Here is a 17,645-nt window from a genome sequence, read left to right as displayed (position 1 = left end):
CCACGCCGCGCCTGTGCTTACTTGCCGAACACGCCGCGCCGGTAGAGCAACGTGATCGCAACGCGGCGGTTGCGCGGGTCGCTCGGATCCTTGACGATCAGCGGTTCGCGGTCGGCGACGCCTTCGATCCGCTCGAACCGCGCCTCGGGCGTACCGCCGATCAGCAGCCGGCGACGCGTCGCCTCGGCGCGGCCCGACGACAGCATCCAGTTGTTCATCGCGCGCGGGTCGCCATACGGCACGCTGTCGGTATGGCCGCGGATCATGATCGGGTTCTTCATCCCCTCGATCGTTTTCGCGATCATCCCGATCAGGTCGCCCGCCTGCGGATCGAGCGCGGTCGTGCCGAGCGCGAACATCGAATAATCCGCATCGTCGACCAGATCGATCCGCATGCCGTCCTGCGTCGGGACGAAGCGGACATGGCTCGCGAGCCGCGACAGCTTGGGCGAGGCGGCGATCTGGCTCAGTACCCGCTTGCGCATCGCTTCGAAGTTCTTGCGATCTTCGCTCGCGAGCGCCTGGCGGTTCTTGATCGTCCCCTGCTCACCGGTGCCGGTCGAGGCGCCGCCCTTGCCCGCATCGGGCACCGCGATCTGCGGCATGCTGGTCTGGCCCGCCTTGGGTCCGATCTTGTTCTTGTCGAGGATCGATTCGCCGCCGAACAGCGCGCCGCCGCCGATCCCGAGCGAGCGCGTATCGAGCAGCGTCGGCGCGAAGTAATCGGCAATGCCCTTGCGCTGCTTCTCGGTGGTCGCGCCGAGAATCCACAGCAGCAGGAAGAACGCCATCATCGCGGTCACGAAATCGGCATAGGCGACCTTCCAGGCGCCGCCGTGATGCCCGCCATGACCTTCGATATAGATCTTCTTGACGATAATTTTCGGCGGCTGGATGTTGCCGTGAGGGGCGCGGGCCATGTGTCTGTCGCCGCTCTACTTACCGCGAAGCCCGTCGAAGACTTCGGCGAAGCCCGGCTGGTTCTTGTGCGCGATCCCCGAGCGTGCGGCTTCGATCACCAGCGGCTGCGGATGGCCGTGGAGCGAGGCGATGATGATCTGCTTGACCACGCCGTAGATCGCGGCGTCGGCATCGAGCACCTGGCGCAACCGGTTGGCGAGCGGCGCGACCATGCCGTACGCCAGCAACACGCCCATGAACGTGCCGACCAGCGCCGAGCCGATCATCGAGCCGAGGATCGACGGCGGCTTGTCGATCGACCCCATCGTCTTCACCACGCCGAGCACCGCCGCGACGATGCCGAGCGCGGGCAGCGCGTCGGCAAGGCTGGTCAGAGTACCGTGAGCACTTTCCTCCTCGTGGTGATGCGTCTTGATCGACTGGTCCATCACCTCCTCGACCGCGTGGACGTCGAGCGTACCCGACGACACCACGACGAGGCGCAGCGTATCGGCGATCAGGTTGACGAGCGCGTGGTTCTTCAGGAGCTTGGGATATTCGGCGAACACGGCGGACGACTGCGGATCTTCGACATGCGGCTCGAGCGCGATCGGCCCGTCCATCCGCAGCATCTTCATCAGCTTGCTGACGAGGAAGATGACGTCGAGATAATCCTGCTTCTTGTATTTCGGGCCCTTGAAGACCTTGCCCAGCCCGGCGCCGAGCGCTTTGAGTTCCTTGCCGGAATTGCCGATGATCAGCGCGCCGGCCGCGGCGCCGCCGATGATCAGCATCTCGTGCGGGATCGCCTCCAGGACGGGTCCGAGCGCGCCGCCCGTAAAGGCGAATCCGCCAAACACCATGACGAGCAGGACGACGATGCCGATTACCGGAAACATGGTGCTGGAAATTCCCTCTGGGCCGACGATGGCAAGTGCGTAGCCAGGGAATTAACCGGATTTCGTAGCCATCCGGTTACCGAACGCAGCCGTCAGCGAAGATAATCGAACAATGACAATGCCGAGAGCTTCGTAAAGCTCGCCTGCGTCGCCGACAGGATCGTCATCGTCTTTTGCAGCTCGATGAACGTGGTCGTGGCATCGGTGTCCTCGAGACCAGAGCGGGTCTCCTCGCGGTCTGCGGCGACATCGGTCAGCCGCGAACTCTCCAGATCGACTCGCGCCGCGCGTGCGCCGAGCGAGGCCTGCACGGTCGACACCTGATCGGAGGCCGCGCTGATATCGGCCAGCGACGTATCGAGCGAACTCGTCTTGAAATCATCCGATTGCAGCGCGGTCGCGATCGCCGACAGCATCGCCAGCGTGTTGGTGCCCCCGCCGACGCTGCCATCCGCGTTGGTCTTTCCGCCAACCGTGAAGATCCGTGCGGCGGTTTCGTTGGCCTGCACGCTCTGGCCATCGCCGATCGGGATTCCGCTAACCGGCTTCGACGCCAGCGCGTAGCTGCCATCGGTCGCGACCGCCGCGGCCCCGTCCGACCCGCCGAACAGCGGCTGGCCGCGCGCGTCCTTCGCGTTGGCGATATTCGTCAGCGAGGCGACGATCCCGGCGATCTGCTCGCCGATCGCCTTGCGGTCCAGCGCACTCAGCGTGCCGTTCTTCGCCTGCGTCACCAGCACCGTCGCGTTCTGCAACTGATCGGACATCGCGCTGAGACTGGTATCGCCCTGCTTCAACACCGATTCGGCGGTGCCGAGGTTGGCGGCATAGGCCTTGTCGTTGGCGGTATCGCGCGCGAGCCCGGCCAGCCGCTGATACGCGACGCTGTCCTGCGACGGCGCGGTGAACCGCTTGCCGGTCGAGATCTGCGCATTGAGCGCATCCGCCTTGCTGGACAGCGACGTCATGGCCGCCGACGACCGGTCGTAGAAAAGGCTCGTCGGGATCTGCATGGGCGTTACCGGATCTCGAGGATGGACTGGAACGTGTCGCGCGCGGTCTGGATCACCCGGCTCGACGCCTGATAGGCCTGCTGGAAGCGCAGCAGATCGACCGCCTCGCTATCGAGATCGACCCCCGACGCCGACGCAAGTGCGCTGACCGCGCCGTCGCGGATCGCGCTCTGCGCATCGGCCACGGTCGTGCGCTGCTGGAGTGCGGCGGCATTGCCGGCAACCAGGTTGACGGTGCGCGTCTCGAACCCGCCGCTCGACCGGGCGGTCTGCAACGCGGCTAGGTTCGACGCATCGCGCATGCTGCCGTTCGCACTGGCGGCGGCGATCCCGCGCGGGTCGGTCAGTGCCACCGAGATGTCGGTCGGCGTATCGCCGGTCGCGAACAGCGCGGTACCGGCCTTGCCGTCGAGATCGCGCCCCTGTGCCTGGACCGCATTGACCTGCGTGGTGAAATCCTTGGCGATCGCGTTCAGCCCGTCGCGGGCCGCGACGAGCCGCTGCGCTCCGTCGGCGAACCCGGCGAGCGCGCCGCCCGACGGCGACAGCGTCGAGGTGGCGCCGCCTTGCGTGACCGTGAACTGCACCGCGCCTTCGTCGTTGCGCGCGTACGCCGCCTGGCCACTGTCGGAGCCGACGACGAACGCCGGTCCGGCCGCACCGCCGAGCCGCACCGTCGCGCGGCCGAGACCGTCGAACGACGTGCTCACGTCGGTCAGCGTGCTCATCTGATCGAGCACCTGGTCGCGCTGGTCGGCGAGCTGCGCCGCGCTTGACGAACCCGGCTGCGACCGGGCGATACCGTCGTTGATCTTGGCGAGCGCGGTGCCGAGCGAATTAAGCGAATCGACCGCCTGCGAGGTCGTCGCATCGAGTTCAGCGGTCGCGGTATCGAGCGCCTTGCCGGTGGTCGCGAAGGCGGCAGCAGCACTGCCTGCCGACTCGAGCATCGCCGCGCGTGCCGGAATCGAGGTCGGATCCGCCGACAACGTCTGCGCCGCGCCGAAGAAGCTGGTGAGCCGGTCGCCGAGCTTGTTGTCGCCCAGCGACGTCTCGATCCGGCTCATCCAGGCAATGCTGGTTTCGGTCTTGGCCAGATCGGTGCCGGCGCTGCGCACCGCCTGCGAGCGGTAGGCATTGGCGCTGCGACCGATGCCGACGACGACCACCCCGCTGCCGTTCGACGACGTCCGCGCGGCGATCCCGCCACCGATCGACGCGACTTCGCCAAGCGTCGTCGTCCGCCGGGTATAGCCCGCGGTGCCGGTGTTCGCGATGTTCTCCGACACCGTGGACAACGCGGTCTGGTACGCGCGGACGCCCGACGCGCCGATCGAAAGGAGATCGCTCATGGCGGTGAGTCTGTCGCCGCCGGGTTAATATCCGATTGAGATTTGCTGAGAAAATCGGTCATCGCCTTGCCGATGCCGAGCGGCGTGTGCTCGGCCATCGACTTCGCGATCAGCCCGTCCTGCATGTCGGTGAAGGTATCGATCGCCTTCGAATCGAAGATCGGATCGGCGAGTTTCGCCTGCCGCATGCTCTTCAGCATCATGCCGGTGAACACCGCCTCGAACTTCTGCCCGGCCTTGTCGAGATTGTCCTTCGACTTGAGACGGCTAGTGTCGGTCGAGATCCCGGTGGTCGCGGTCGTCGCGAGCGTGGGTGTGGTGATCGCGCTCACAGGACGATCAACTCGGCCTTGAGTGCGCCGGCTTCCTTCAGCGCCTCGAGGATCGCGACCAGATCGGCCGGCGATGCGCCGATCGCGTTGACCGCCTTGACGATGTCGGCGAGCTTGGGGCCGGGTGCGAGCAGGAACATCGGGCGACGCTCCTCCTCGACCGCGACGCGGCTGTTCGGGGTGATCGCGGTCTGGCCCTGGCTGAACGGGGCGGGCTGACTGACCTGCGGCTTCTCGTCGATCCGCACCGTCATCTTGCCGTGCGTGATCGCCGCCGGGCCGACCCGAACCGCCGAGTTGATCACGACGGTGCCGGTGCGCGCGTTGACGATCACCTTGGCCGAGGGTTCGGCGGACACGACGTCGAGATTCTCGATCGTCGACATCAGCGTGGCCCGGACGTCCGCGCCGATCGGTGCACGTACCGAAACAGAGACCGCGTCGATCGCCTGCGCGCTGCCGAAGCCGAGCTTCGAGTTGATCGCCCCCGCGACGTTCTGCGCGGTAGTGAAATCGGCACGCGCGAGGTTGAAGGTGAGCATCGGCGCGCTGTCGAACCCGGTCGCGACCGCACGTTCGACCGTCGCCCCCTCGGGAATACGCCCGGTCGAGGGCACGTTGACGACGATCTTCGACCCGTCAGCGCCTTCGGCCCCGAGGCCACCAACGGCGAGGTTGCCCTGCGCCATCGCGTAGATCTGGTTGTCCGCACCGAGCAGCGGCGTCATGATCAGGCTGCCGCCGCGCAAGGACTTCGCCTTGCCCATCGACGCGACGGTGATGTCGAGCCGCTGGCCGGGCTTGGCGAACGGCGGCAGTTCGGCGGTGATCATCACCACTGCCGCGTTCTTCATCCCCGGGTTGGCGGTCGGCGGCAGCTGCAGGCCGAAGCGCGATGCGACCGCCTTCAGCGACTGCACGGTGTATTCGAGATTGTCGTCGCCGGTGCCGGGCAGGCCGACGACGATGCCGTAGCCGGTCAGCTGGTTCGATCGGATCCCCTGGAACCCGCCCAGATCCTTGATCCGGTCGGCCGAGGCCGGGCCTGCGATCAGGAGCGATGCGAAAAGGGCGAGCAGGAAGCGCATGGTCACGGCCTTAGAACGGGCTGACGACGGAGAAGAAGCGGCCGAGCCACCCCTGGCGGCCGGCGCGGGCGACGTCGCCCTTGCCGGTGTACGAGATCTGCGCGTCGGCGACGCGGGTCGACAGCACGCGGTTGTTGGCGTCGACGTCGGCGGTCCGGACCAGACCCTTGATCTTGAGGAACTCGTCGCCGCGGTTGAGCGTCACGCGCTTCTGGCCCTGCACCAGCATCGTTCCGTTGGGATAGACCTGCGCGACCGTCACGCTGACTTCGCCCGACAGCGAGTTCGTCTGGTCGGCGGCGCCGGTGCCGTTGAAATTGCGCCCGCCGCTGATCGCCGCATCGCTCTTGTTGAACAGGTTGAGCGCGCCGGTGGTCGGCGGCGTGATGCTCGCGCCGCCATTGCTGTCGAGCTTCGAGCCCGACGTCTTCGACGCGGCGGTCCGCTCGACCAGCACGATCGTCAGCGGATCGCCGACTTTCCGCGCGCGCCAGCCTTCGTACAGCGCTGCGTAGCCATCCTGCGCCTGGAAGATCGAGCCCGTCGCGACGACCGGCACCGGCACGACCGGAAGAGGCCGCGCGACCGAGAAATCCTCGGGCGGCAGCTTTTTGCCGAAGATGCCGGCATCGGCTGCGGACGAAGCGAACCCGGCGAGCGCGATCGCGGTCATCAGGACGACGGAATGGGAAGCGGTGCGAGTCATGATCAGATGTTCTGGTTGACGTATTTGAGCATGTCGTCGGTCGCCGAGATCATCTTCGAATTCACCTCGTACGCGCGCTGTGTCTCGATCATGTCGACGAGTTCCTCGACGACGTTGACGTTCGACGCTTCGAGCATACCCTGCTTGATGTTGCCGCGACCGTCCTGGCCCGCGACGCCGACATTGGCCGCGCCGCTCGCCGCGGTCTCGACCAGGTAATTGTCGCCGGTCGCCTGGAGGCCGGCGCCGTTCGGAAAGTTCGCCACCTGGATCTGGCCAAGCTGCGTCGCTTCGGTCTGGCCGGGAACAGTTGCCGACACGGTGCCGTCCGACCCGATCGTGATCGCGGTCGTGCCCTGCGGCACGGTGATGCCGGGCTGCACCTGATAGCCTTCGCTGGTGACCAGCAAACCTTCGGCCGAGCGCGAGAAATTGCCCGAGCGCGTATAGCCGAGCGTACCGCCGGGCATCTGCACCTGGAAATAGCCGTCGCCGTCGAGCGCGAGATCGAGGCTGTTGCCGGTCGTCTGCATCGCGCCCTGCGTATCGATGCGCGCGGTGCCCTGGATCTTCACGCCGGTGCCGAGATTGAGACCGGTCGCGTATTTGGTCTCGGACGTGCTCTGCGCGCCCGGCGTCGTCACGACTTGGTAGGCGAGCGTCTCGAACGCGGCACGGTCCTTCTTGAAGCCCGTCGTGTTCACGTTGGCGAGATTGTTCGAGATGACGCGCATGCGCATATCCTGGGCGTCGAGCCCGGTACGCGCGATATGCATGGCTGCGGATGACATTCGTCGGTTCCTTCTAGCTCGGCAGGCGCATCACGGATGCGCCGCTTTCATCCATGTCCTTGGCGGACTTCAACATGTTGGCCTGGACTTCGTAACTGCGCTGGTTCTCGATCATGTCGACCAGCGCCTGCGTCATGTTGACGTTCGATCCCTCGATCGCCCCGCCCTGCACCTTCGCATCGAGATCCTCGGGCAGCGTCCCCCCGCCCTTGACGCGCAGCAGGTTGTCGAGCCCCTTGACCGTCTCCGACCCCTTGGTGTCGGCAAGCTTGAGCTTGTCGATGACCTGCGGGTTCTTCGCATCGCCACCCTGCGGCACGATCGAGATCGTCCCGTCGCCGGCGATCGACAGCGACTGGTAGGGCGGCAGCGTGATCGGCCCCCCCGAGCCGATCACCGGATGCCCGTCGCCGGTCTGGAGCACGCCCGACGGTGCGACCTCAAGGTCACCACGGCGGGTATACGCCTCGGAGCCGTCCGACGCCTGCACCGCCAGCCATGCGGTGGTGCCGGTGATCGCGACGTCGAGCGGCCGCCCGGTCTGCTGGATGGCACCCGGCGACCGATCCGCGTCGGTGACCTCTTCCGAGGTCGGCGCGCGCGCCTCCAGCGTGGTGCCGTCGCCCTTCAGGTTCATCCGGTCGAACACCACGCGATCGGCGCGGAATCCGGTCGTCGACGCGTTCGCCATGTTGTTGGCGATCGCCGCCTGCGCCGCCATGTGCGCACGCAGGCCCGACGCCGCGGTGTAGACCAGCTTGTCCATTCAGGGTCCCCTGCCCGCTTTTTCGGTCAGCTGCGGATGTTGAAGATGGTCTGCGAAATCTGGCTGGCGGTATCCAGCGCCTTCGAATTCGCCTGGAAATTGCGCTGTGCCGCGATCAAATTGACCAGTTCCTCGGTGATGTCGACGTTCGACCGCTCGATCGTCCCCGACATCAGGTTGCCGAGGCCGCGCTGACCGGCCGTGCCGGCGATCGGGCTGCCCGAGACGCCGGTCGATGCCCAGCCGCTGTCGCCGAGCTGGCGCAGACCCGACGGGTTCGAGAAGTTGACGAGCGCCACTTGGCCCAGCGCCTTGACGTCGCCGTTCGAGAAGCTCGCCTTGACGATCCCGGCATCGTCGACGGTCACGCCCTGCAACTGGCCGACCGCAAGGCCGTCCTGCGTCTGCGTGGCGACCTTGAACGACGCCGCGCTCTGCGTGCTCGCGGTCAGGTCGAGGCTGATCGCCTGCGCCGACCCGCTGGCCGGGGTGAACGCGTCGAACGTAGTCTTGGCCGCCGGAGCGGTCAGCTGCCCGCTGCTGCCGAACTGCAATTTCACGCTGTCGCTGCCGCCTGCCGTCATCGGCTTGTCGCCAACGAAGCTGTAGACCGACCAGGTCGACGACAGGTCGGCGGTGCCGCCCTGGGGCGTTGCGATCGGTGCCGTATCGCGGACGTAATAGCTCGTCATCGCCATCGGATTGCCCTGCGAGTCATAGACCGAGGTCGTCGTCGCCTGGTTGTACGACGACACGTCGAGGCGGTTGAACGTCGCGTTCGCCGGCTGCGCGGTGTTGGCATTCAGGTTGACGCCCAGCTTGACGTCCTGCGTCGCCTTCAGCGCGCCGCTGGTGGCGGGCAGCGTCAGGTTCTGCAGCGTGTTCATGCTCGCCTGGATGACGTTGCCCGAACCGTCGACCGGATAGACCTGGAGGAAGTTGCCGTTCGCGTCGGTCACGTTGTTGTTGGCGTCGACCAGGAACGAGCCGTTGCGCGTGTAGTTGACCGTTGCCGAGCTCGGATCGGGCTTGACCGCGAAGAAACCGTCGCCCGACACGGCGAGGTCGAGCGCGCTCGCCGACTGGAGCAGATTGCCCTGCCCGAACTGCTGGCGGTTGCCCTTGACCATGACGCCCGAGCCAACCTGCTGCGACGGCGCGACCGACACGCTCGAGGCGATCACGTCGGCGAAATCGGTGCGGCTCTTCTTGAAGCCGTTGGTCGAGACGTTCGCCAGATTGTGCGAGATCGTCGCCATTTCGGCCTGCGAAGCCTGGAGACCGGAAAGCGAGGTATAGAAAGACATGCGGTGAACTCCTTGAAATTAGGGGTGCGATCAGCCGATCTGGCGGATGGCGCTGGCCGGCACTTCGCCGATGCCGGGGAGGGTGAGGACGGCGGAACCGGTGGTGGTCGAGACCGACTGGACCGGCGCCCAGACCAAGTTGGTCGCGCCGACCGCGGCGCCGCCGCTCTGCGCCGCGACGCTGATCGTGAAGGGGCCATTGCCGGCATCGACCCCGGCCGCATTCTTGCCGTCCCAGTCGTAGCCGACCGTGCCCTTGGCCTGCGGCCCGAGCGCCATCGTCTTGAGCGCGGCGCCGCTCGCGTCGCTGATCGTCACGTTGACGCCCGACGCCGCGGCGGCCAACTCGACCGACCCGGCGATCCCGCCGCCGGTCCGGCCGTACGCGGTCGTACCGGCGGTCAGCACGGTCTTGCCGACATAGCCCATCGCTTCGCTGGTGCTGGTGACGCCAAGCTTGTCGGCGATCGCCTTCATCGTCGAATTCATCTCGGATATGCCCGAGGTGGTCGAGATCTGCGCCATCTGTGCGACCATCTGGGTGTTGTCGACCGGGTTGAACGGGTCCTGGTTCTGCATCTGCGCGGTCATCAGCTTCAGGAAATCGGACTGGCCGAGGTTCGACGAGCCCGATGGGGTCGCCGTCTTGGCCGCCGCCGTCGAGGTGCGCGCGATACCGAGACTGTTCAGCGTGGAATCGAAGGAGGTTGCCATGATCAGCGGCCTAGCTTGAGGGTATCGATGATGAGCGACTTGGCCGTGTTCATCACTTCGACGTTGTTCTGGTAGCTGCGGGCGGTCTCCATCATGTCGACCATCTCGCGGGTTTCATCGACCGACGCCTCGAAGATGTTGCCATCCTTGTCGGCCATCGGATTGTCTGGATCGTAGCGCTTGGTCGGCGCTTCGCCGGCGCTGACGACGCGTTCGACGTCGACCGTCGACATGCCGCTCGCCGCGTCGAAGCTGGTGCGGAACACCGGCCGCATCGACTTGTATGCGGTCTCGGCCGACCCGGTCGTACCGCCGGCGTTGGCGAGGTTCGACGCGGTCGTGTTCATCCGGACCAGCTGCGCGGACATCGCGCGGCCGGCCACCTGGAAGATCGTCATGGGCTGGTTGGACACGTCTTATTCCCCCTTCAGCGCGCGGGTGATCGTGCTGATCCGCCCATTCAGGAACGACAGCGTCGTCTGATACTGGACGGCGTTCTCGGCGAACGCGGTCTGCTCGTGGCTCAGCTCGACGGTGTTGCCATCGAGCGAGGTCTGCGTCGCGACGCGGTATTTGGTCGCGGCACTCGTGCTCCCGTCGTTCTCGACCGACGCAAGCGCCGCGTTGAAATCGATGTCGCGCGCCTTGAAGCCCGGCGTCGACGCGTTGGCGATGTTCGACGCGAGCACGCCCATGCGCTGCGAGCGCACCTCGAGTGCCGCCCCATGAACTCCGAAAAGCGTGTCGCCTGACACAGACCCGTCTCCTGGCGCACCAATTGCGCAACCGGACATAAGCAATGGCCGTGCCAGTTTTTGCGGTATGGGTGGAGGATGTGGCTTTGCCGGTCGACGGCAGGCGGGCGGCAAGCAAGCGGCAGGGCGAACGGCAACGGCTTGCCGGTGCGGCAGTGATTGGCGGCAACGCGGTTGCCGGTGCGCGGCTCACCCAGTTTGTGAAGGGGTTAGAGAACGTTTGCCGGGTACGGCAACCAGCCAAGCAGCCCACCCACCCCCAGCCCCTCCCTTCACGAGGGAGGGGAGAAGGCCTCGGCGAACATCCCGCTACACCCAATGTTTCCCAGCGGAGGCGGGGACCCACACTGGACTCCCGCCTTCGCGGGAGAACAAGGAGCAGCCACCCCGGCGAAGGCCGGGGCCCAATTGGCAAGGTCGGAGTAATGAAGCGCGTCCCTAGTTAGCGACGTTTCCCAATTGGGCCCCGGCCTTCGCCGGGGTGGTGGCTTAGGGGAAGAATCGCCCCCCCCCACAACCGACGCCTTACTTCCCCCCTCCCTCGTGAAGGGAGGGGCCGGGGGTGGGTAGGCCGCTTGGCGAACACCGCAGCTCGCAACAAACGCGTCCAGCGCCGCCCTTAACAAAGGAGCGCAGCCACCACACCCTCCCACAACGCCCCCCAACAAACTGGCCCACACCTTGCAGAGATCGCGCGTATGATCACCCCCGACCTCCTGTTCGATCCCGTCGCGCTCGCCATCGTCGGTGGCGGCACCGCGCTTGCCGTCGTCCTGCGCACGCCCGCCCGCGACCTCGGCCGCGCGCTCGCCGCGGTGACCATCCTCGGCCGCGCCCGGTTCGACGCCGATCCGTTGCTGCAACAGATCACCGCGCTGTCGCGGATCGCCAAGCGCCACGGCGTGATGGCGCTGGATCGCTCGGTTATCACCGACAATGACGTCGCCGCCGGGATTGCCGCGATCGTTGATGGCGGGACGGCCAACAGCGTCGCGACTCTCGTCCAGCATCGTCGTCGCGCACGGATCGAGCGCCACGTCGCCGCCGCCGATGTCTGGGCGGGCGCCGCCGAGGCCGCGCCGGCGATGGGCATGGTCGGCACGCTGATCGGCCTCGCGCAGATGTTCGCGACGATGAACAATCCCGACGCGATCGGCGGCGCGATGGCGGTCGCGCTGCTCGCGACGCTCTATGGCGCGCTGCTCGCCAACCTGGTGTTCATGCCGATCGCCAACCGACTTCGCGCGCAAGGCCGCACCGAAGCATTCGAACGCGCGCGGATCGAAGCGCCGCTGGTGGCGCTCGCCGAACGCGAGACGCCGCGCGGCTATGTCGCACCGACGCCGCTGCCAACCTTGGTCCCGGCGGTCTCGGCGGCATGACCACGAGCGACTATCCCGAGACGCCACCCGGCAAACCGCTGTGGCTGATGACGCTCGCCGATCTCGCGCTGCTGCTCGTCGGCTTTCTCGTGCTCGTCCAGGCAAGCCAGCACCTCGGCGCGCGCGATCTCGCCAAGGGCATCCGCAAGGGTTTCGGCGCGAGCGTCGCCGAACCGACGCCGATGCCGGTCGCCGCCGCGGGCATGCTCGATTTCGCCCCCGGTTCGGCGATCATGCCGACCAGCCCCGGCGCGCTCGTCGCCTGGGCGCGCGAGGCGGGGCGCGATCCGCGCATGATGCTGACCGTCACCGGCGCGACCGACGGCACCCCCGCCGACGTCGACCCCACCACCGGCAGCGCCGCGATCCTCGCCGCCGACCGCGCCCGCACCGTCGCCGCCGCGCTCTCCGCGGTCGCGCCGTCGCGCGTGACGATCGTCACCACCACCAAACCCGGCCGCCGTGCCGCCATCGTCTCGCTCGCCTTCGTCGGCGAGCTGCAGAAGACCGCTCCGATGAGGACCATGCCATGATTCTTCCCCTCCTGCTGGTCGCCGCGAGCTTCCAGGACACCACCACGCTAGACGCCTCGGTCGCGGCCTTCACTGGCCGCCCGACCGGCGCCGAGGGTGGTGCGCGCACGCCGGTCGACGCGCGATTGCGGCTCGCGACCTGCCCGACGGTGTCGCTGTCGTGGCGATCCGAACAGCATGACGCGGTCGTCGTCTCGTGCGGCGGACCGGCATGGCGGATCTTCGTGCCGGTGATCCGCCCGGCAAGCGCGCCTGCCGCGATCGCCGCGTCGTTCGTCCCCGTCGCCAAGCTCCCGCCGGTGATCAAGCGCGGCGATCCGATCGTGATCGAGGCCGGTACCGAAGGTTTCTCGATCAGCCGCGAGGGCGTCGCGATGGGCGATGCCGCGCCTGGCGGTCGGTTCATGGTCAAGGTCGACGACACCCGCACGCCGGTCCAGGCGATCGCGGTCGAGGCTGGCCACGCCACGCTGCCCGGCTGGTCGAACTGAGCCCGGTCGACCCGAATTTTCGAACGGTTTAATTTTGCTAAAGCTTTCGAGCGTGCGGTCGTATCTCCTGATGTCAGCGCAAACCAAAGGATGCGGACATGGTGGATTCGATCGGCGCGAAGCCGTCAGTAGCAGGAGATCGCTCCGTCGCGCGCGTCGCCGCCGCGACGCCGACGACGGCCGTTCAGACGCCGGTACAGCCGCAGGCATCGTCGCCGGCATCGGCCCAGCCCTCGGTCCTCTCGGACTCGTTGGCACTGGCCAAGACGATGGCCTCGTCGCCCCCGGTCAATGCGACGCGCGTCGCGGAGATCAAGAAGGCGATCGCCAGCGGCACCTTCCCCATCCTTCCCGCGACCATCGCCGATCGGCTGATGGCGCTCAGCCTCGCCTGGAATTCCAATGAAGCGGCGTGAAGCCCTGATCCGCGTGATCGACTCGCTGCATGCCGAGATCGCCGCGCTGAAGTCGAACGACGTGGCCAGCCTCGAGCGCGCGACCGCCGACAAGCTCGCCGGGATCGAACAGGTCGCGCTGCTGGGCACCGGGCCTGCGGGCACCGAGATCCGCGAGCTGGCCGACGAGGCGAACCGGCTCAACGAGACGTGCCGGATCTACACCAACCTGATGGCGGCAAATGTCCGCCGCCGCCTGCAAACCCTGACCGGCGACGGCGCCATTGCCGGCTACCGCCCAGGCCTGCGCGCCGCATACGCGTAAGTAGCGCGCCCACTCTTCCTAACCTCCGCCATCTCAGCTTCGTCATCCCCGCGCAGGCGGGGATCCATATCCTCCAGCGCATGCGATTCTACCGCACGGCTAGCCAGTATGGGTTCCCGCCTCCGCGGGAATGACGATTGGCGGTGGAACCGAATACCAAAACTGGCACGCCCCTTGCTGAGCATCCCCTGAACCAGGGGCACCGCACACGGGCATGACCGTCAATCCTATCACTACCGGCCGGATCCAGTCCGCGATCGCGCTTGCGAGCAGCAAGACGGGCGTGGATTTCGACTATCTGCTGGGCCAGGCGAAGCTCGAGAGCGGGCTCAACGCCAATGCCAAGGCCGGCACGTCGAGCGCATCCGGTCTCTATCAGTTCATCGAACAGAGCTGGCTGTCCGTCGTCAAGAAGCACGGCGCCGAGCACGGCATGGCGTGGGCCGCGAACAGCATCGGCCAGTCGTCGAGCGGCCGCCTCTCGGTCGGCGACGCCGGCACCAAGGCGGCGATCCTCGCGCTGCGCAACGATCCCAACGCCGCCTCGCTGATGGCCGCCGAATACGCGTCGGACAACAAGGCGTCGCTCGAAGGCACGCTGAACCGCCCGGCCTCGGGCACCGACCTTTATATGGCGCATTTCATGGGTCTCGGCGGCGCGACCAAGTTCCTGAAGACGATGCAGGCCAACCCGCAGGCGAGCGGCGCGGCGCTGTTCCCCGCCGCCGCACGCGCGAACCACAACGTCTTTTACGATTCGAACAACCAGCCGCGCACGCTGTCGGCGATCTACGACCGGTTCGCCGACAAGCTCGGCGGTGCCGCCGCAGGGGCAAGCGCGACCGCGACACCCGCCAACTACGCCGCGCAGGCGCTCGACATGAACGGCAGCACGGTCATCACCGGCAACAACGAAAGCGCCGACGACGCGCTCGCCTGGGCAACGACCGCAATGGGCAGGTTCACCGGCAAGACGACGCAGGCCGCGGTGAACGTCCTGCGCCCGACGCCCGACACCGCGCGCCTCGCCTACATGATGCTCGCACGGTTGGGCGGCTAAGCCATGAACCGCATCCTCTCCAACGCCAGGGCATCCGTCCTGCCGCTCGCGATCCTGCTGCTCGTGCTCGTCATGGTCGTGCCGATCCCGGCGTTCATGCTCGACATCTTCTTCGTGGCGAACATCGCGATCAGCCTCGCGGTGCTGATGGTCGCGCTCAACGCACAGAAGCCGCTCGATTTCTCCGCCTTCCCGACCGTCCTCCTGTTCGCGACCCTCTTCCGCCTCGGTCTCAACGTCGCCTCCACCCGCATCGTGCTGGTCCACGGCCACGAGGGCGAGAGCGCGGCGGGCCACGTGATCGAGGCGTTCGGCACGTTCCTGATCGGCGGCGATTACGTCGTCGGCATCTTCGTGTTCGCGATCCTGATGATCATCAACATGATCGTCGTGACCAAGGGCGCCGGCCGCGTGTCGGAAGTCAGCGCGCGCTTCACGCTCGACGCGCTTCCCGGCAAGCAGATGGCGATCGACGCCGACCTCAACGCCGGCCTCATCACCCCCGACGAAGCCAAGGCGCGCCGCGTCGAAGTCTCGACCGAAGCCGATTTCTACGGCTCGATGGATGGTTCGTCGAAGTTCGTGAAGGGCGATGCGGTCGCGGCGATGCTGATCCTCGCCGCCAACATCATCGGCGGCCTGATCCTCGGCCCGGTCAGCCACGGCATGACGATCGCGGATGCGGCACACAACTACATCCTGCTAGCGATCGGCGACGCGCTCGTCGCGCAACTCCCCAGCCTGATGCTGTCGATCGCCGCCGCGTCAATCGTGACGCGCGTCACCTCCGACAAGGATCTCGCCGGCCAGATCGGCGGCCAGTTCGGGTCGCCCCGCACCTGGACGCCGGTCGCCGTCATCCTCGCGCTGCTCGGCATCCTGCCCGGCATGCCGCACATGGTGATCCTGCCGGCCGCGGCCATCGCCGGGTTCGCCGCGTGGAAGCTGCGCCAGATCGAGCGCCGCCCTGCCCCCGTCGTGGTCGTCCCCGTCGAGACGGTCGACCAGTCGAAGATCGGCTGGGAGGAAGTCACCGACGGGATGCAGGTCAATCTCGACATCGGTTACGGCCTCGTGCCGCTCGCCGACGAGCGTCGCGGGTCGCCGCTGATGGGCCGCATCACCGGCGTGCGCCGCCAGCTGTCGAAGGAACTGGGCTTCGTCGTGCCGCAGGTCCGCGTCCGCGACGACATCAACCTCGCGCCCTACGTCTACCGCATCCTCGTCAACGGCGTCGTCGTCGGCGAGGACACCGTGTCGCCCGACGAGATGCTCGCGCTCGACACCGGGCAGGCGTTCGGCGACCTGTTCGGCAAGAAGGTCAAGGATCCGACCTTCGGGCTCGACGCGACCTGGGTCGATGCAGGCGATGCCGATGCCGCGACCGGCGCCGGCTATCTCGTGGTCGATCCAGGCACCGTGATGGCGACGCACCTGAACCACCTGCTCGGCCAGAACGCGTCCGAGCTGCTCGGCCAGGACGAAGTGCAGGCGCTGCTCGACGGCCTCAAGGAGCGCGCCGCGCAGCTGGTCGCAGCACTCGCGCCGCTGCCGATCACGACGCTGACGCAGGTCCTGAAAGGTCTGCTCGCGGAGAACGTCCCGCTCAAGGAATTCCGTCGCATCGCCGGCGCGATCGCGGTCGCGGCGCAGCGCACGCAGGACGCCGAGGAGATCATCGAGACGATCCGTCCCGAGCTCGGCGCGCTCATCATCCAGAAACTGTGCGGCGTGCGCGAACCGCTGCGCGTCATGACGTTGGAGGGTCAATTGGAAGGTCTGCTCGGCCAGGCGATGCGCGCCGATCAATCGCGCCGCCACGTCATCGAACCCGATCTCGGCCGCCGCATCGTCGAGGCGCTGCAGCGCGCCGCCGAACCGCTCATCGCCGAGGCGAAACCGTTCGCGCTGGTCGTCCAGCCGACCATCCGCATCGCGATCCGCAAGCTGGTGCGGACGTGCCTGCCCGATACGCCCGTCATGTCGTTCTTCGAAGTGCCCGAGGAGAAAGCCGTCGAAGTCGTCGCGGTCATCGGCGCCTCGCAACAGGCGCTCGCGGCATGAGCGCCCTCCCGATGCGCGGCGCGTTCGCCGATGCGCAGCCCTATACAGGCCAGCCGCTCACCTATCGCCCACACCAACGCCCCGGCGGCGACGCGGACCAGCTCGTCAAACAGCATCTTCCGCTGGTCCGCAGGATCGCGTGGCACGTGCATGGCAGCATGAGCAGCAGCGTCGAGGTCGAGGATCTGATCCAGGTCGGCCTGGTCGCGCTGGTCGAAGCCGCCGCGAATTTCGACGAGCGCGGCATGCCGTTCAAGACCTACCTGATCACCCGCCTGCGCGGCAGCATGATCGACGAACTCCGTCGCCAGGCCACGTCGACGCGCGGCGCAATGCGTCGCCGTCGCCAATATGCCGAGGCGATCTCGACGCTCACCGCCCGCACCGGGAAAGCCCCAGGAGAAGACATGATCGCAGAGCATATCGGCGTGACGATCGAGAAACTCCGCACCGACTACGTCACCGCCGACTCGATCCGCTTCGACTCGATCGACGAGATGTATGCGGACGACCTCCCCTGGTTCGCCGACGACACGCCGGATGCGTTCGAGCAGCTCGCGGACAGCGACATGCGCGAGGCCCTGATCAAGGCGATCACCGCGCTGCCCGAACGCGAGGCGCAGGTGATCCAGCTCTATTATGTCGAGGAACTCAACCTCGAGGAGATCGGCGAAGTCTTCGGCGTCGGCTCCGCGCGGGTATGCCAGATCAAGGCGTCCGCGCATGCGAAACTGAAGAAGGCACTCGCCCGCCAGATCGCCTGAGCTCTGTT

21 protein-coding genes are annotated in these 17,645 nt (G+C 67.0%); 8 read left to right on the top strand and 13 right to left on the bottom strand.

Annotated elements, in window-relative coordinates:
- Positions 1-17: 17 nt before the first annotated feature.
- The 13 genes from ASF09_RS11065 to ASF09_RS11005 all read right to left on the bottom strand — a co-directional run bounded on the left by ASF09_RS11065 (position 18) and on the right by ASF09_RS11005 (position 10,563).
- Positions 18-920 carry a flagellar motor protein MotB gene (locus tag ASF09_RS11065; protein ID WP_056054233.1) on the bottom strand — a complete coding sequence of 301 codons (903 nt, stop codon included), beginning with the start codon at positions 918-920 and terminating at the stop codon, positions 18-20.
- 15 nt (positions 921-935) lie between these two features.
- Entirely contained in the window at positions 936-1,799 is an 864-nt protein-coding gene (gene motA / locus ASF09_RS11060) for a flagellar motor stator protein MotA (protein ID WP_056054231.1), read from the bottom strand.
- A 92-nt stretch (positions 1,800-1,891) separates the two neighbouring features.
- Positions 1,892-2,812 carry a flagellin N-terminal helical domain-containing protein gene (locus ASF09_RS11055; protein WP_060526226.1) on the bottom strand — a complete coding sequence of 307 codons (921 nt, stop codon included), beginning with the start codon at positions 2,810-2,812 and terminating at the stop codon, positions 1,892-1,894.
- Between the two features lie 5 nt (positions 2,813-2,817).
- Entirely contained in the window at positions 2,818-4,164 is a 1,347-nt protein-coding gene (flgK, locus tag ASF09_RS11050) for a flagellar hook-associated protein FlgK (protein WP_060526225.1), read from the bottom strand.
- Positions 4,161-4,496, bottom strand: a complete 336-nt coding sequence (locus ASF09_RS11045; RefSeq protein WP_235529792.1) for a rod-binding protein — start codon at positions 4,494-4,496, stop codon at positions 4,161-4,163. The genes flgK and ASF09_RS11045 overlap by 4 nt, the downstream gene beginning before the upstream one ends.
- The gene (locus ASF09_RS11040; RefSeq protein ID WP_056054822.1) at positions 4,493-5,584 is read right to left on the bottom strand and encodes a flagellar basal body P-ring protein FlgI; all 1,092 of its coding nucleotides are present in this window, start codon (positions 5,582-5,584) and stop codon (positions 4,493-4,495) included. Before ASF09_RS11040 ends, ASF09_RS11045 begins: the two co-directional genes overlap by 4 nt.
- Positions 5,585-5,594: 10 nt before the next feature.
- Entirely contained in the window at positions 5,595-6,290 is a 696-nt protein-coding gene (locus ASF09_RS11035) for a flagellar basal body L-ring protein FlgH (RefSeq protein ID WP_060526224.1), read from the bottom strand.
- A gap of 2 nt (positions 6,291-6,292) precedes the next feature.
- Entirely contained in the window at positions 6,293-7,081 is a 789-nt protein-coding gene (gene flgG / locus ASF09_RS11030; RefSeq protein WP_060526223.1) for a flagellar basal-body rod protein FlgG, read from the bottom strand.
- Between the two features lie 13 nt (positions 7,082-7,094).
- Positions 7,095-7,847: a flagellar basal-body rod protein FlgF gene (flgF, locus tag ASF09_RS11025; RefSeq protein ID WP_056054217.1), complete on the bottom strand. Its 753-nt coding sequence runs from the start codon at positions 7,845-7,847 to the stop codon at positions 7,095-7,097.
- A gap of 26 nt (positions 7,848-7,873) precedes the next feature.
- A complete protein-coding gene (locus ASF09_RS11020) occupies positions 7,874-9,154 on the bottom strand; it encodes a flagellar hook protein FlgE (RefSeq protein ID WP_060526222.1) in 1,281 nt (426 codons plus the stop codon).
- Positions 9,155-9,184: 30 nt separating this feature from the next.
- Positions 9,185-9,868, bottom strand: coding sequence for a flagellar hook assembly protein FlgD (locus tag ASF09_RS11015; RefSeq protein WP_056054212.1), 684 nt, complete (start codon positions 9,866-9,868; stop codon positions 9,185-9,187).
- Between the two features lie 2 nt (positions 9,869-9,870).
- Positions 9,871-10,266, bottom strand: a complete 396-nt coding sequence (gene flgC / locus ASF09_RS11010) for a flagellar basal body rod protein FlgC (protein ID WP_056054208.1) — start codon at positions 10,264-10,266, stop codon at positions 9,871-9,873.
- Between the two features lie 18 nt (positions 10,267-10,284).
- A complete protein-coding gene (locus ASF09_RS11005) occupies positions 10,285-10,563 on the bottom strand; it encodes a flagellar basal body rod protein FlgB (RefSeq protein ID WP_060526221.1) in 279 nt (92 codons plus the stop codon).
- 758 nt (positions 10,564-11,321) lie between these two features.
- Here ASF09_RS11005 and ASF09_RS11000 point away from each other — a divergent pair.
- From ASF09_RS11000 to ASF09_RS10965, 8 genes are all read left to right on the top strand, one after another.
- Positions 11,322-12,005 carry a motility protein A gene (locus ASF09_RS11000; protein WP_060526220.1) on the top strand — a complete coding sequence of 228 codons (684 nt, stop codon included), beginning with the start codon at positions 11,322-11,324 and terminating at the stop codon, positions 12,003-12,005.
- A complete protein-coding gene (locus ASF09_RS10995; RefSeq protein ID WP_235529791.1) occupies positions 12,002-12,538 on the top strand; it encodes a hypothetical protein in 537 nt (178 codons plus the stop codon). Before ASF09_RS11000 ends, ASF09_RS10995 begins: the two co-directional genes overlap by 4 nt.
- The gene (locus tag ASF09_RS10990; protein WP_060526219.1) at positions 12,535-13,029 is read left to right on the top strand and encodes a flagella basal body P-ring formation protein FlgA; all 495 of its coding nucleotides are present in this window, start codon (positions 12,535-12,537) and stop codon (positions 13,027-13,029) included. Before ASF09_RS10995 ends, ASF09_RS10990 begins: the two co-directional genes overlap by 4 nt.
- Positions 13,030-13,127: 98 nt before the next feature.
- The gene (gene flgM, locus ASF09_RS10985) at positions 13,128-13,445 is read left to right on the top strand and encodes a flagellar biosynthesis anti-sigma factor FlgM (protein ID WP_060526218.1); all 318 of its coding nucleotides are present in this window, start codon (positions 13,128-13,130) and stop codon (positions 13,443-13,445) included.
- Complete coding sequence (locus ASF09_RS10980; protein WP_056054194.1) at positions 13,432-13,749, top strand: hypothetical protein; 318 nt, start codon at positions 13,432-13,434, stop codon at positions 13,747-13,749. The genes flgM and ASF09_RS10980 overlap by 14 nt, the downstream gene beginning before the upstream one ends.
- Before the next feature lie 214 nt (positions 13,750-13,963).
- Positions 13,964-14,809 (top strand): hypothetical protein, encoded by an 846-nt coding sequence (locus ASF09_RS10975; RefSeq protein WP_060526217.1) that lies wholly within the window; start codon positions 13,964-13,966, stop codon positions 14,807-14,809.
- 3 nt (positions 14,810-14,812) lie between these two features.
- The gene (gene flhA, locus ASF09_RS10970) at positions 14,813-16,873 is read left to right on the top strand and encodes a flagellar biosynthesis protein FlhA (RefSeq protein ID WP_060526216.1); all 2,061 of its coding nucleotides are present in this window, start codon (positions 14,813-14,815) and stop codon (positions 16,871-16,873) included.
- Entirely contained in the window at positions 16,870-17,637 is a 768-nt protein-coding gene (locus ASF09_RS10965) for a FliA/WhiG family RNA polymerase sigma factor (RefSeq protein WP_060526215.1), read from the top strand. Before flhA ends, ASF09_RS10965 begins: the two co-directional genes overlap by 4 nt.
- Positions 17,638-17,645 lie beyond the last annotated feature (8 nt).

This window comes from Sphingomonas sp. Leaf242, from assembly GCF_001422045.1.
Classification (GTDB): Bacteria; Pseudomonadota; Alphaproteobacteria; order Sphingomonadales; family Sphingomonadaceae; genus Sphingomonas.
Note: the sequence above shows the minus strand (reverse complement) of the source record. Positions and strands in the feature narration are given on the sequence as shown.